Raw genomic sequence first — 15,216 nt, forward strand, 5'->3', positions numbered from 1 at the left:
ACTTTGAAGCATAATTCCAATACTTCTCTTAAATGGTTGATAAATTCCAAGTGATCAACCCCAAATAATTTGAGAAACGGAGATAGAAAAGTGACCGAATTTCTTGCTCAATATCCATTGTTAGAGGCTATTTCTTGGCTCATTATCCTTACTCTTATTGCTATTTTAATTAATATTTTAGCACGCAAACTGCTTATTCATAAAGCAAAACAGCTTTTTTCTTTTCTTCCCGCAGATACAACTAATGACACTGAGTATACCATTCGGCACATGGCTAATACTGCTTCAGCCTTTATTTTCTCAATCGGTGTTAATTTTATCCCTACATTGCCCAATCCACTTAGTACCATTATTCGTAATGTTTCCAACGCTTTTATTATTTTTGTTATTGTCTTAATAATTTCTGCGCTTCTTAATATTGTTAATACTCTTTATGAACAACGGCCAACATCACGGTTAAAACCGATAAAAGGTTATATTCAAATCGCTAAAATTGCACTTTTTACTGTTGCCACTGTTTTAATATTAGCAAAATTAATTGACCGCTCCCCTCTTATCCTCTTTTCCGGTCTTGGTGCGATGGCAGCTGTCTTGATTTTGGTCTTCCAAGATACGCTTCTTTCCCTCGTTGCAAGTATTCAAATTTCATCTACTGATATGGTGCGTGTTGGTGATTGGATTGAAATCCCCAATCTCGGTGCAGATGGAGACGTAATTGAAATTGCACTCCACACTGTTAAAGTTCAAAATTTTGATAAAACGATTACCAACGTCCCTATTCGTAAACTTGTAACCGATCCTTTTAAAAATTGGCGTGGTATGCAAGAATCAGGTGGAAGGCGTATCAAACGATCTCTTTTTATTGACCAATCCAGTATCCGATTCCACAAAGAAGAAGAACAAGAATACTTGATGCAATTTAATCTATTAGAAAACTATTTTGCAAAAAAATTACCCGAACTCAATGAATGGAATGCTAAATTAGACAAAAATCGCGATATATCAGCTAATACCCGCCGCTTAACAAACATTGGAACTTTCCGCGCTTATGTTTTATCTTATTTACAAAATCACCCCAATATTACAAATAATATGACACTTATGATACGGCAATTATCCCCTACACCAAATGGTTTACCTTTAGAAATCTATTGTTTTACGAACACCACTATTTGGATAGAGTATGAACAAATTCAAGCTGATATTTTTGACCATCTTTATTCCATCCTTCCCAATTTTGGTCTTAAGCTTTTTCAAAACCCAAGTGGTTATGATTTTGTTCACGCATTTGAAACCAAACAAAACCGTAAGTCTTAATTATATAAATTCTTTAAATTGAACTATATTTTCAACATAAAAAGGAAAGAAAAAGCATCACGAATAACATTAGTCATTCTTCATCTTGCAGGTGCTATTTCTCTACTTTTTTGGATTACACACGCATGGTGTGAACAAGAATTGATATAATAAACACTGCCACAAAAACTTTATATATATGATAGCGCGATTTTGCCTAATACTACTATTATCTTTCAACAGACCTTATTTCTGTTTTTTGTTGGTGGCAATTGTAACTTATTTTTTACATTCATTCCATTACAGGAATCATTTTGTTAATCAATTTTGCTAATTATAATCTTACTCATACCCAACTATCGTTATTATGGTCCTTAGCATTAATTTAGGCTCTTTTTTCGCAGCTCCAATTTTAATACACAATGCCTACATCATTTTAATTTTAATATGTTCTCCCTTCTTGAAAAAACATTATCAAGATGAGTTTAAAAACTAATCCCTAAACTTATTCATATAAGTACAAATGCAGCCTGACAAAACTCCTGATTTAACTAAACAGACAGCTCTTGATGATAGTGTTCTTAATCGCCCAACTTCAGCGTTTTCTAATGTCATGTGTGAGAAGTGATCCATATCTGTGATCTTGTTGATTATAATGCTGCAAAAAATGGAATTTTATGAAAATCCAGATCACTCTACCGTATATGAGCTTAATTAATAAATATTAGTTGTTAAAAGAAATAAAAAAGTCCACAATTCACTCACAACAGTTGAAATACCCCGCTTTTCCCATGCTACTGTTTTAGCTAATGCGCATATTGCATTTAATGTTTTCATCTCATGCGATACCCATACTGTACATATATTAGCGCAAAAAAGATCAGCTCCGTAATTTAGAAAAAATGAGCTTTAAAAACTTAAATACTTACATGAAAGTAATATCCAAAATATAGAAACATTCTGTCTGTATCTTGATAGTGTTCATCATCTAAAAACAAATTAATTTCCTTCTCTCTTCCATGGTCTATCCCATTTTAGAAGAATAGGAACTACCCTAAAGTTCTCGCCTCCATAACCTTTCTAAACAACAAGTAAGACTTGACCTTTAAAAAGCTTACCCTACCTAGAATTTACAGTTTAATTCAGGCAAAGGAGAGCGTAAATGGAAGATGCAAACATCGGCTGGATTGCAGCTATTATTATTGGTGGTTTTGCAGGTTGGGCTGCACAATATTTTATGAACAGTCGAACAGGAATATTTTTAAACATTATCCTAGGAATTATTGGAGCGTCATTGGCTAGCTTTCTTTTTGGCCTTTTTGGTGTTACTTTTGTTGGTATATTTGGTTACCTTATTTCAGGTTTCATTGGTGCCTGCATTCTTATATGGGTCGGTCGAAAAATCCGGCCATAAAATGTTTATTTTCAAAGGCACCTTCTGGTGCCTTTTTAAGTCACCTTAAAATTCTATCTTAGTTTTAAATTATAATCTACCAGCTAAATACAGCAAGTAACCATTCAGTATAACGATCACCCTACTAGAATTAATCTCGATTTATCAACGACTAAAGCCTTAAAAGCATAATCAATGATAAAATCTTGACGTGAAGACGAAAAAATATTTTTCAACACACTAGCTAATATTCTCTAAAAACTTTTTCTATATAGAAAATTGCTTAAATAATAACTGTGTCCAGTATGAAATAATTACTGTAATTCACATTTATACCATTAGCATTTCCTGCATAAAATAATGTAAAATAGTAAAATATCGATAATCAAAATTCTTAAACTAAAATAAAATGCGCTAATCATACTAATAAATTTTGTTTATCGCCAAAATCTTAAAACTATAGTCACAAAGCCAATAATCCATTTTTATGCCTATCCTTATCAGCTTGCTGCTGTTGTATTTCTACATTATAATTAGAAAATTTTATAATTGGTATTAACCTGTATTATCTAGAACAACATGCAGTTTGAATCATGTCAAGTACTAGAACTAGAAACTCTATTTTACCACCGATAAAGTGGTTATCTGATCAAGACCCTTCAGTGCCTATTACTATCAAAGATTGGTTGATGGAACCAGGCTCTATGACTCGTCGTTTGGAACGTCACTGCACTCAGCTACATATTAAACTGCAACGTGAATGCTTCATTACTTATAACGAGCTAGAGGAAGAGGCAGAACATTTGCCTGATACCTCCCGTTATTGGCTACGCGAAATTGTACTAATGGGAGAAAATCAATCTTGGCTTTTGGGGCGTACAGTGATCCCACAAGAAACTCTAGATGATCACAATCAACTAACAAACTTGGGAAATATACCTCTAGGGCGTTATTTATTTAACAGTAAAGAACTAACCCGTGATTACATTCATATTGGCCGAAAAGATGCGCTATGGGCGCGCCGTTCTCGTTTACGGCTAGCAGACAAACCACTATTGCTGACTGAACTGTTTTTAATTGCTTCACCAATATATAAAACTGATCTTACATAAATCAGAAAAATCAATATTTTGAAAAAAAACGTAGTCTACAATATAAATAACAAAGATCTTATTCATTGCCTTCCATCAATGAAAACTCACTAATTTGACTACTTTTACTCATTCCCTCATAACATTTATATAGCTGAGTGTTATTTATAATAACGCACTCTATTTTTTGCTAGCTTAACGCTCTACTCGTTATAAAAAACAGCTTGAGATATTCTTAGTCAATTTCATAAACTTATTTAAGCGTTTATGAAATGCTATCAACTATAACCTTAAAAAATCTACTTATCTATATAATCGTCTCTTTTGAACAAAGTTATAATTTACCCACCCTATATTGCATCATTCTTTAACTCTTATTACCTAAAATACCATAAAAACCAATCACCTTGTGCTCTATTAACTGGTAGAGAAATCGCAAACAACACCCCCTGCTACTTGCGTTTTAAGCTCCAAAATATCAGTTTATTTATAAACACGTGTTGATTTCTAAAACCATTATTTTTGTTAAAATAGAGTGTTTCTGGTTATTATCACTTTTATTTTTTTCACCATCATCAAACACTCTAAATACTCTGACATTTCTTAATCACGTAATATCCATTAAATAACGTAGAGCAAAATGTTGTCTCTTCTTCTACAAAATCATTTGCAGTGCTCTATTAATCTAATCAATGCAATATAATTTATCCAATTTTGTTCAAATGAGTACACTCTCTTTCAGTACTCTTTAATATCTGACAATGCATAATAATAACAAAAGTCTCGGAAAATCTAAAATGGGGCTTTACCTATGTATGGAATATACTTATACTTTCAAAATTAAGCAAAACATTGCAAGATAATATACAGCATCTGCTATGGCTGCGGTTTTCGTATGACGTCGAACTGTGAGCGCACACTATGACACAAACCACTCTATCTCCCAAACCTTGGTGCACCAGCAAACCTACAGCTCTTTTAGTATTAGCTGATGGAACTGTTATTGAAGGCAAAGGTGCAGGAGCTACAGGTATTGTTGAAGCAGAAATATGTTTTAACACTGCCATGACAGGTTATCAAGAAATTCTCACCGATCCATCATACACTAAACAAATCGTTAATTTTACCTTTCCTCATATAGGCAATGTAGGTATAAATAGTGAAGATATTGAAGATCTTACACCAATTAATCACCATGGTGCAGTTGGTGCTATTTTTAAGGCAGATATTACTCAGCCCTCTAATTACCGTGCGAATGAAAACTTAAATCAGTGGCTTAAAATGCGTCAAATCATTGCAATTTGCGGCATTGATACACGTGCACTAACTGTTCTTATTCGTGAAAAAGGTGCGCAAAATGCTATTATTGCTCATGATTTAAATGGTAATTTTGATCTTAGTGCTTTAAAAAAACGTATGCAAAAATGGTCAGGGATCACCAATCTCGACCTCACAAAAAAAGTGACATCACACCAGTTAATGGAATGGAATGAAAAAGCGTGGAGTTGGAATCAAGGTTACGGTAGAAACAGTAAACATAATTTTCATATCGTTGCGATTGATTATGGTATTAAGCGCAATATACTTCGCCTTATGGCAACACAAGGTGCGCGTATTACTATTGTGCCAGCACATACAAACGCAGAAGAAATTCTGGCAATGAAACCTGATGGCATTTTTCTTTCCAATGGACCAGGAGATCCATCTGCCACAGCCGCATACGCAGTCCCAACTATAAAAAAACTAATTGACTGTAATATTCCACTTTTTGGTATATGCCTTGGCCATCAGCTTCTTGCGCTTTCTGTTGGAGCTAAAACCATAAAAATGCATCAAGGGCATCACGGAGCAAACCATCCTGTAAAAGACCTTACCACTGGAAAAGTAGAAATTACGTCAATGAATCATAGTTTCACTGTAGATGCAGCATCTCTACCAAAACATGTTGAAGAAACACATATTTCTCTTTTTGATGGCTCAAATTGTGGCATTCAGATTATTGGAAAACCCGTTTTTTCTGTTCAACATCATCCTGAAGCTTCCCCTGGGCCACAAGACAGTCAATATCTTTTCCAGCGTTTTCATAATCTAATCGTAGAGTATAAAAAACAGCCTAATTAATTTGAATTTCCCACCAACAAACATTGGTGCACTTTTATTGTATTCAAATACACCAGCTCTTGAAATAACAAAATAGTTAGATTCACTCCTAGAGCATAGGAGTTATAGTTTTATTGAATTATTTTGGTAAAACATCTCCAGAAAGCTTTTTTAGAGATTTTCTTACCCAGAAAGCAAATACTAAAATTGCTAAAAAAAGCACACAGAAACTCCCGGCAAAAGGTGCACCAGAAAAATGAAATGCTGTATCTTTATGTGTAAATTGTTCGAAGAGAAATGTATAAAAAATGGGCCCAATTATCAAACTTAACGAAGTAATAGATGTCATTGCCCCTTGTAATTCCCCTTGTGCATTGGCTGGTACTTGTGCTGCAGCAATAGAACGTATAGGTGCATGAACAAGATATTCAAGCACTGTACAGACAAAAACAACATAAACCATCCACCCTTGCGCTGCAAACATATAGCCAAGCATAGCAATTAATGAAAAAAGGAGTCCTACCATAGTCATGCGCCAATCGCTCCAGCGCTTAGAAAGATATGGTAAAATGAGAACCATCACAAAAATCTGGCCTACACCAAAAATACTATAAGACAATCCAATAGAAAACGTGTTCCAATCATAGCGTTCTTTAGCAATAAATGCCCAAACGCTCGGCCATACAGCTTCTGCAAGCCAATAAAGAAAAAAGGCTAACAACACCCAAATAACTGCTGGATATTGTCTAAGTTGCAAAAGTGCACCTAAAGGATTAGCACGCTTAATATCAAAACGGCGTCTATCATGCATAGCAAGAGTTTCTGGAAGCATAAACCATGCAAAAATAAAATTAACAAATGAACAAGCAGCTGCAAAATAAAAAGGCAAGCGCAACTCAAATTGGCCCAAAAAGCCACCAATAAGGGAGCCTATAATAAACCCTACCCCAAATGCCATTCCTATCATACCAAAATTACGTGTACGAGTTTTATCATCTGATATATCTGCTAAATAAGCTGAACAAGTTGCAAAGCTAGCACCACTTATCCCCGATAAAAGACGCCCAATAAACAACATAGAATAACTCCATGCTATAGCGCATATAAAATTATCAATAGCAAAACTGATAATAGAAATAAGCAAAACAGGACGTCGACCATAACGGTCAGAAAGATTACCAATCAAAGGAGCAAATAAAAATTGCATTACTGAATAGACTGCCAGCAACACCCCCCCATTTATGGAAACTTTACTAAGATCCTCTCCAGTCAAATGATGAAGATATTCAGGCAAAACAGGACTAATAATCGCAATACCAATAATATCCAATAACAGAGTAATAAAAACTAAAATGAGCCCACGACGGATAAATTTTGGATCGAGCTTTTGATCTTTTACAGCATGCATATTTCTTTGCCTATGTCTTTTAGACCTTACTTATTTTTAGAGCCGCCCAAAAACATAACTCGAGTTTCATATATAACAATAACAAAATAAAAAAAGGTTACGGAAACCATAAAAAAATATGATATAATATTTATTTATTACTAAATTTTATAACCATGTTTAAACTATTCACCACACGTAAGAAATTTGAATAAATTTCAAAACTCTGTAGCCATGTATGTTTTTTTCAAAACATTATCATTAATTTTACTACCCACGTTTAGTATTTCTACACCATCACTTTTGGAAAATCTTTTTTAGTTGGTTAAATCAATCAAAATCTTAATGTAACAACCCTTGTAATTCTATTCATACAAGAAATATTAAAAGTGCTATAAACCTATTGCATATTTATGCAGGTTATTTCTTAAAAGAATACATCAAATCCATACATAAATAACATGAGCTTAGAAAATAGCGCAGTGTGCGATTTTAGGCATCACTATTCAGTTTGGAATACACCACTAAAATAAAAACTTATAATCAGCCCAATAGTGATAAAACCAATAGCAAAGATGCAATCTATAAAAATATCAACATAAGTTCTTGCTAACACGTGTTATATCAGCAGAAAATTGCAGCCAAGTATTTTTCTAGCAATGTTGAACATTCATTACCCATGTTTAAAAGAGAGCTCTATTTTGAAGGTCATCACTAAAGTGAACACAATCAAAATCATCACCCAAAAATTTAATAAGGATAATCAGCACATAAGCATGCTTACAGTTATTGCTGTACACAAACAGCTTAATTTCTATCTATCTAAATTCTATTTACAATCAACAGCTGTTTATATCTTATCAAACACACCAATCTTCAATACACTGATTTGAACATGCTTTTTACTAATACACTATTGTCTCTTTTATCAAAAAACATACTTTCACAAGTATATAAAGCTTATCAGCAACAAAGAAGAAAATATTGATTTCCAATTTTTATAAAAAAAGCATGGAAAAAACATTTTATGGATTACTTTCCTCGTTTATTAACCTATAAAGTGAGTTTAGCCTTAAAATTTTTCAATATTCTGCCTGCCACAACTGCGCACAGAAATTTGTGATAGGAAAAAACATGCCAAAACGTACAGATATAAAATCTATCCTTATCATTGGAGCAGGACCTATTATTATTGGCCAGGCATGTGAATTTGACTATTCAGGCACACAAGCTTGTAAAGCTTTAAAGGAAGAAGGCTACCGAATTATTCTAGTCAATTCCAATCCTGCCACCGTTATGACTGATCCAAATTTAGCGAATGCAACTTATATTGAACCCATCACTCCAGAAGTAGTCGCCAAAATCATCGCTTATGAACGCCCAGACGCTCTTTTACCTACCATGGGAGGACAGACAGCACTCAATACAGCTTTATCATTAAAGCGTATGGGAATCTTAGACCGTTATAATGTTGAAATGATTGGAGCTAATGCCGACGTTATTGATAAAGCCGAAGATCGTGCTTTATTTCGCAAATCAATGGCAAAGATCGGCTTAGAAACACCGCGTTCTATGTTAGCCAATGCAACAGAACTTAAAGAAGAAGATCGGCGGTTATACGAAAAAAAACGTAATGAACTGAAAACTGAACTTTCCGGTGATGCACTTGAGCAAGCATTAGAAAAACTTGATCATGATTGGTATCATACAGAAGCCGATCGTAAACAACGTTATATAGCACATGCCACAGCAAAAGCAGTTCAAGCTCTTGATATTATTGGGCTTCCAGTTATCATTCGCCCTTCATTCACGCTTGGTGGCACAGGTGGTGGCATCGCTTATAACCGCTCTGAATTTTATGAAATTATTGAACGTGGCCTTGAAGCATCTCCCACAACGGAAGTTCTGATTGAAGAAAGTGTTTTGGGGTGGAAAGAATATGAAATGGAAATCGTCCGCGATAAACAAGATAACTGTATTATCGTTTGTTCCATTGAAAATATTGATCCTATGGGTGTCCACACTGGTGATTCTATTACCGTTGCCCCTGCTCTTACTTTAACCGATAAAGAATACCAAATCATGCGCAACGCCTCAATTGCTGTATTGCGTGAAATTGGTGTCGAGACCGGTGGAGCTAATGTGCAGTTTGCTGTCAATCCTGAAAATGGTCGTTTAATTGTCATTGAAATGAACCCTCGTGTTTCACGTTCTTCAGCACTTGCTTCAAAAGCAACAGGTTTTCCAATTGCCAAGGTGGCAGCAAAATTAGCAGTTGGTTATACACTTGATGAATTAAAAAACGATATTACAGGTGGTATAACACCAGCATCATTTGAACCCTCTATCGATTATATTGTCACCAAAATCCCTCGTTTTGCTTTTGAAAAATTTCCTGGTTCATCATCTGTCTTAACCACTGCAATGAAATCTGTAGGGGAAGTCATGGCAATTGGCCGTACTTTTCAAGAATCATTGCAAAAGGCACTCCGTGGACTTGAAACAGGTCTTACCGGCCTTGATGAAATTGAGCTTCCTGAACACGCTGAAGGTGATGAAAATAATTCTATACGTTCAGCCATCGCAATACCAAGCCCTAATCGTCTACGTTATGTGGCTCAAGCAATGCGCATGGGGTTACCGTTAAATGAAATCCACCAAATAAGTAAAATTGATCCATGGTTTTTAGAACAAATAGCTTCTATCGTTGAAATGGAACAGCGTATTCGCTCTCATGGTCTTCCTCAAGATGCAGACAATCTACGTATGTTAAAAGCCATGGGCTTTTCAGACGCACGCTTAGCTAACCTTACAGGGCAAGAGCCAGACAATATTGCTACTTTACGTAAATCACTTAATGTTAAACATGTGTTTAAACGGATTGATACTTGTGCTGCTGAATTTGCTTCACCTACAGCTTATATGTATTCAACCTATGAAACACCTTTTGCAGGAGTAACATGTTCAGAAGCACACGTTTCTAAACGTAAAAAAATTGTTATTTTGGGTGGTGGTCCAAACCGCATCGGCCAAGGAATTGAATTCGACTATTGTTGTTGCCACGCTGCTTTTGCCTTGCGTGATGCAGGCTTTGAAGCCATCATGATTAATTGCAACCCCGAAACTGTTTCGACTGACTACGATACATCTGACCGCCTTTATTTTGAACCTTTAACAATAGAAGATGTTTTAGCTGTTTTAGAAACGGAACAGGAAAAAGGTGAGTTGATTGGAGTTATCGTTCAATTTGGCGGACAAACACCGTTGAAATTAGCAAGTGCGTTAGAAAAAAATAACATTCCCATTTTAGGTACTTCACCTGATGCTATTGATCTGGCAGAAGATAGAGATCGCTTTCAACAATTATTATTCAAGCTTAACTTAAAACAACCCAAAAATGGTATTGCCCATTCAATTGAACAAGCGCGTCTTATTGCTCATGACCTAGGGTTTCCATTAGTTGTACGCCCTTCTTATGTTTTAGGCGGACGTGCTATGCAAATTATTCGCGATGAACGTAGCTTGCAAAATTATCTGCTTGAAATAGTTCCTGAATCAGTTTCAGAAGATCTCAAAGCCTGTTACCCTAACGACACAACAAAGCAGATCAATACATTACTCAGTAAAAACCCACTTTTATTTGATACCTATCTAACACAAGCTATTGAAGTTGATGTTGATTGTCTGTGCGATGGTGAGGAAACACTGGTCGTTGGCATTATGGAACATATTGAAGAAGCAGGTATCCATTCTGGCGATTCAGCTTGTTCTTTGCCTGTAAACACACTTTCACCTGAATTGGTCCTTGAATTAGAACGTCAAACCAAAGCTTTAGCGCAAGCACTTCATGTTGTGGGCTTAATGAATGTACAATATGCCATCAAAGATGGAGTGATTTATGTTTTAGAAGCCAATCCCCGTGCTTCGCGTACTGTTCCATTTGTTGCAAAAACCATTGGTCGACCAATTGCTAAAATTGCTGCACGTATTATGGCGGGAGAAAAACTTCACAGTGCACTTCAAGCTTACGGTGGATTACCTTCTGCACTACAAAAACCGCATATCGCCGTCAAAGAAGCAGTCTTTCCTTTCGATCGTTTTCCAGGTGTAGATACGCTACTTGGTCCAGAGATGCGTTCAACCGGAGAGGTTATGGGGATTGATTATGAATTTGCACTTGCTTTTGCTAAAGCACAACTTGGGGCTGGTGTTGACCTGCCATATGAGGGAACTGTATTTGTTTCCGTAAGAGATGAAGATAAAAAACGTATCCTTAAGTGCGTCAAACGTTTAACTGAGCTTGGTTTTTCTGTTTTAGCGACAAGTGGAACACAAAAATTTCTTGATGTTCATGGTGTTAAAGCCCAAAAAATTAATAAAGTGCTAGAAGGCCACCCTCATATTGAAGATGCCATTCGTAACCGGCAAATCCAATTGATTTTCAATACAACAAATACGGCTAGTGCCATTTCAGACTCTAAATCATTGCGCCAAGCAACACTCATGCAAAAAGTACCCTATTATACAACAATAGCTGGAGCTGAAGCCGCAGTACAAGCCATTGAAGCACTCAAATCCAGCCCTTTGGAAGTGCGCCCCCTACAAAGCTATTTTGCTTAAGATTTGAACTGCAATCTATAAATAACGTTTCTTACTTCTTACTGACCTTTTCTTTGCATAAAGATAGTGATTAGACTTGTTTATTATTCAAAAGTCTTTTATCATTATCGTGATCGGATTTTCGGTTACGTGACTTTTTTCCTGTGCAATACGCATTTTTGACAAAACTTCTCCTGCCTATAATTTCGATTTAAAGCCATATTGAAAGCTTTTAGCTTCAATATATGATAATTATTTATATAAGGAGTTTCCTATGTCTTCTACAGGAACAGTTAAGTGGTTTAATACAACAAAAGGTTTTGGTTTTATCCAACCTAATGATGGGAGTGCAGATGTATTCGTACATATTTCTGCTGTTGAACGCTCTGGTTTGAGTAACCTTAATGAAGGGCAGAAAATTTCGTATGAAGTTGTTCAAGATCGTCGTTCAGGAAAACTTGCTGCTGGAAATCTTGCAGTTCTTTAACTTCAAATTTATTTTATTTTTTAAAATCTCGTCTTCATAGGCGAGATTTTTATTTTTTGTAAAATATTTTACCCCAATAAAATAACGACTATTTCCAACATTTTTGTACTTATCTTAAAATTTGCTTACAATTATCCATAATTTTTTGGGAAAATCCTTAAGAAAAATAACAAAAAATATGGAAAATTAACTAAAAAAAATTTCAAGTATAAATTTTTCTCTCTTCTGTAAATGATAGCACTATTTTATCAGAAAAATTCAAAGTAAACGCCTGCATTATTCCAAATAAAATGAGACTTTCTTCACGTTCGCTTTTTAGACATTCTTCTAAAACTTCAAAATAAAATTATATAATCTGTGCTTAAAATAAAATTTTCTAAGAGTTTTCTTGTAGTTTTTTATTGCTTACGACATAATCTTTTATTGCAATATCTATTGTAAAAAATCACCCGCTTAGATCATTAAGGATTCTAATTATGGCTTTTATTGCTGATAAGCTTTCTTACATCAAACCTTCTGCAACAATTGCTGTTGCTCAAAAAGCACGTAATTTAAAAGACTTAGGTCGTGATATCATTTCCTTAAGCGCTGGAGAACCAGATTTTGATACCCCAGACAATGTTAAAAAAGCTGCTATTGAAGCTATTCAACGTGGAGAAACAAAATATACACCTATATCTGGTATTCCAGAATTGCGTAAAGCAATTTCTGCAAAATTTAAAAGAGAAAATAACCTTAATTATACACCAGAACAAATCATTGTCGGTACAGGCGGGAAACAAATTCTTTTTAATGCGCTTATGGCAACTTTGAATAAAGAAGACGAAGTTATTATTCCCTCTCCTTATTGGGTGAGTTATCCTGAAATGGTTATTATCAATGATGGCACACCTGTCTTTGTAGAAAGTAAAGCAGAATTTTCTTATAAACTCCAACCACAAGATTTAGAAGCTGCTATCACCCCTAAAACCAAATGGTTTATTTTTAACTCTCCTTCAAATCCATCAGGAGCTGCTTACACATATGACGAATTAAAAAAGCTAACGGACGTTTTAGTAAAATACCCTCATATTTATATCCTCACCGATGATATATATGAACACCTAACATATGGAGATTTTACTTTTGTTACTCCAGCTCAAGTAGAACCAAAGCTTTATAACCGTACATTAACAATGAACGGTGTTTCCAAAGCCTACGCAATGACAGGTTGGCGGATTGGTTATGCAGGTGGCCCTCAAGAATTAATTAAAGCCATGGATACAATTCAGGGGCAACAAACATCTGGTACAAGCTCCATTTCACAATGGGCAGCTGTTGAAGCACTTAATGGACCACAAGACTTCATTATTCAAAATAAAAGTGTTTTCCAAGCACGTCGTGATCTTGTCGTCGCCATGCTTAATCAAGCTCCTGGTATTAATTGCCCAACGCCCGAAGGTGCTTTTTATGTCTACCCTTCTTGTGCAAATCTCATTGGCAAAAAAACACCCGGAGGGAAAATTATTACAAATGATGAAGACTTTGTAACAGAGCTTCTAGAATCAGAATCTGTTGCTGTAGTGCAAGGATCTGCCTTTGGGCTTGGGCCAGCATTTCGCATTTCCTATGCAACATCAGAAAAAATACTTGAAGAAGCCTGCTTGCGTATCCAACGCTTTTGTAACAGTTTACTTTAAAAGTTCTGAATCATTTTTCATATCTCAAAACAAAAACTAGGTATACACTTGGCTAATTTGTTAGATTTGTAGAGATAAAATCAATCTAACAGACCTTCTCAGGAAAATACCAAAAAACGTAATAGAAGTAGATGTAACTTAGAAGTAACAGATTTATAGCATTTTACAAAGGAGCATAATAAAAACTTAAAATTAGTCACTGCACACTAAATATAGCTTATTAAAGCTTTTTTACTTTAATTACCCAATAGTTTTAAAAACATCACTCTATTAAAAAGACCATTTACGAGCTTTTAGAAAAATATAATCTCGAAAAGCATTGAGCTTTGCCGAATTTTTCAAAGCGTCAGGATAACAAAAGAAGGTATCAAAGGAAGGAATATCAACCATATCAGGAAAAAGACGTACAAGCTGCTTATTGTTATTCACGATATAATCGGGAAGCACAGCAATACCAAAATCACGCATAAGCGCATTCTTGATTGAAATAATATTATTAATTTGTAAGACTGAAACACGCAAAGAGCCATCACTTCTCCCTGCTTTTTCCAACCAATTCAAACCAGACAAATAAGAGGGGACAGGTTCACCAAATGAAATAATACGATGTGAATCTAGTTCAGATAATTTCTCTGGCTTTCCATAAGTTGCAATATAATTTACCGAAGCATAAACATGCATATGAACCGTAAATAATTTTCTTTGTATAAGACCAGGTTGTTGGGGTTGACGTAAGCGAACTGCACAATCTGCATAACGTATTGTTAAATCAATCTCTTTATCATCAAGCAAGAGTTGTACTTGCATATCGGGATAAAGACTAAGAAATTCATGCACACGTTTTGCAAGCCAACCCGCTCCCATTCCAAAAGTTGATGTAACGCGTAAACGCCCCGTTGGTTTTTTGCTGCTTTCATTTAATTGTGAACGCGCATTTTCAAGCTTCATTAACACATCATAAGCGGTACGGTAGAGAATTTCACCCTGCTCTGTTAAAATTAAACCACGCGCATGACGTTGAAACAAGGGCACACCAACATCCTGCTCTAAAGCAGCGACCTGTCGTGAAATTGCTGATTGAGACAAATGAAGTTTTTCAGCTGCATGCGTAAAAGAACCTGCTTCTGCTGCAGCATGAAAAACTCTCAATTTATCCCAATCTAACGGTAAAGTCACAATTTTTC

General features: G+C 35.3%; 9 protein-coding genes and 1 pseudogene. 8 read left to right on the top strand and 2 right to left on the bottom strand.

The features are described from left to right. The first annotated feature begins 90 nt into the window (after window positions 1–90). The 5 genes and pseudogenes from GGR10_RS04730 to carA all read left to right on the top strand — a co-directional run bounded on the left by GGR10_RS04730 (window position 91) and on the right by carA (window position 5,901). Entirely contained in the window at window positions 91–1,317 is a 1,227-nt protein-coding gene (locus GGR10_RS04730; RefSeq protein ID WP_182480155.1) for a mechanosensitive ion channel family protein, read from the top strand. Window positions 1,318–1,595: 278 nt separating this feature from the next. Beyond that, window positions 1,596–2,342: pseudogene (locus GGR10_RS07030) on the top strand (Na/Pi cotransporter family protein); the annotation flags it as partial. 116 nt (window positions 2,343–2,458) lie between these two features. After that, window positions 2,459–2,710, top strand: a complete 252-nt coding sequence (locus GGR10_RS04735; protein ID WP_182480156.1) for a GlsB/YeaQ/YmgE family stress response membrane protein — start codon at window positions 2,459–2,461, stop codon at window positions 2,708–2,710. 572 nt (window positions 2,711–3,282) lie between these two features. Next, complete coding sequence (ubiC, locus tag GGR10_RS04740; protein WP_182480157.1) at window positions 3,283–3,801, top strand: chorismate lyase; 519 nt, start codon at window positions 3,283–3,285, stop codon at window positions 3,799–3,801. Window positions 3,802–4,701: 900 nt separating this feature from the next. Further along, window positions 4,702–5,901, top strand: a complete 1,200-nt coding sequence (gene carA, locus GGR10_RS04745) for a glutamine-hydrolyzing carbamoyl-phosphate synthase small subunit (protein WP_182480158.1) — start codon at window positions 4,702–4,704, stop codon at window positions 5,899–5,901. A 118-nt stretch (window positions 5,902–6,019) separates the two neighbouring features. On the opposite strand, the gene GGR10_RS04750 is transcribed toward carA, so the two are convergent. Continuing rightward, window positions 6,020–7,288 (bottom strand): TCR/Tet family MFS transporter, encoded by a 1,269-nt coding sequence (locus GGR10_RS04750; protein ID WP_182480159.1) that lies wholly within the window; start codon window positions 7,286–7,288, stop codon window positions 6,020–6,022. Between the two features lie 1,113 nt (window positions 7,289–8,401). Between GGR10_RS04750 and carB the strand changes: the two genes are divergently transcribed. From carB to GGR10_RS04765, 3 genes are all read left to right on the top strand, one after another. Then, window positions 8,402–11,887 (top strand): carbamoyl-phosphate synthase large subunit, encoded by a 3,486-nt coding sequence (gene carB, locus GGR10_RS04755; RefSeq protein ID WP_182480160.1) that lies wholly within the window; start codon window positions 8,402–8,404, stop codon window positions 11,885–11,887. A gap of 253 nt (window positions 11,888–12,140) precedes the next feature. Continuing rightward, window positions 12,141–12,353, top strand: coding sequence for a cold-shock protein (locus tag GGR10_RS04760; protein ID WP_007476813.1), 213 nt, complete (start codon window positions 12,141–12,143; stop codon window positions 12,351–12,353). A gap of 476 nt (window positions 12,354–12,829) precedes the next feature. Then, complete coding sequence (locus GGR10_RS04765) at window positions 12,830–14,032, top strand: pyridoxal phosphate-dependent aminotransferase (RefSeq protein WP_010704044.1); 1,203 nt, start codon at window positions 12,830–12,832, stop codon at window positions 14,030–14,032. Between the two features lie 270 nt (window positions 14,033–14,302). Here GGR10_RS04765 and GGR10_RS04770 read toward each other — a convergent pair whose 3' ends face one another. Further along, on the bottom strand, window positions 14,303–15,208 hold the full coding sequence (locus tag GGR10_RS04770) for a LysR family transcriptional regulator (RefSeq protein WP_182480161.1): 906 nt from the start codon (window positions 15,206–15,208) through the stop codon (window positions 14,303–14,305). Window positions 15,209–15,216 lie beyond the last annotated feature (8 nt).

The sequence above is a fragment of the Bartonella chomelii genome (assembly GCF_014138465.1).
GTDB lineage: Bacteria > Pseudomonadota > Alphaproteobacteria > Rhizobiales > Rhizobiaceae > Bartonella > Bartonella schoenbuchensis.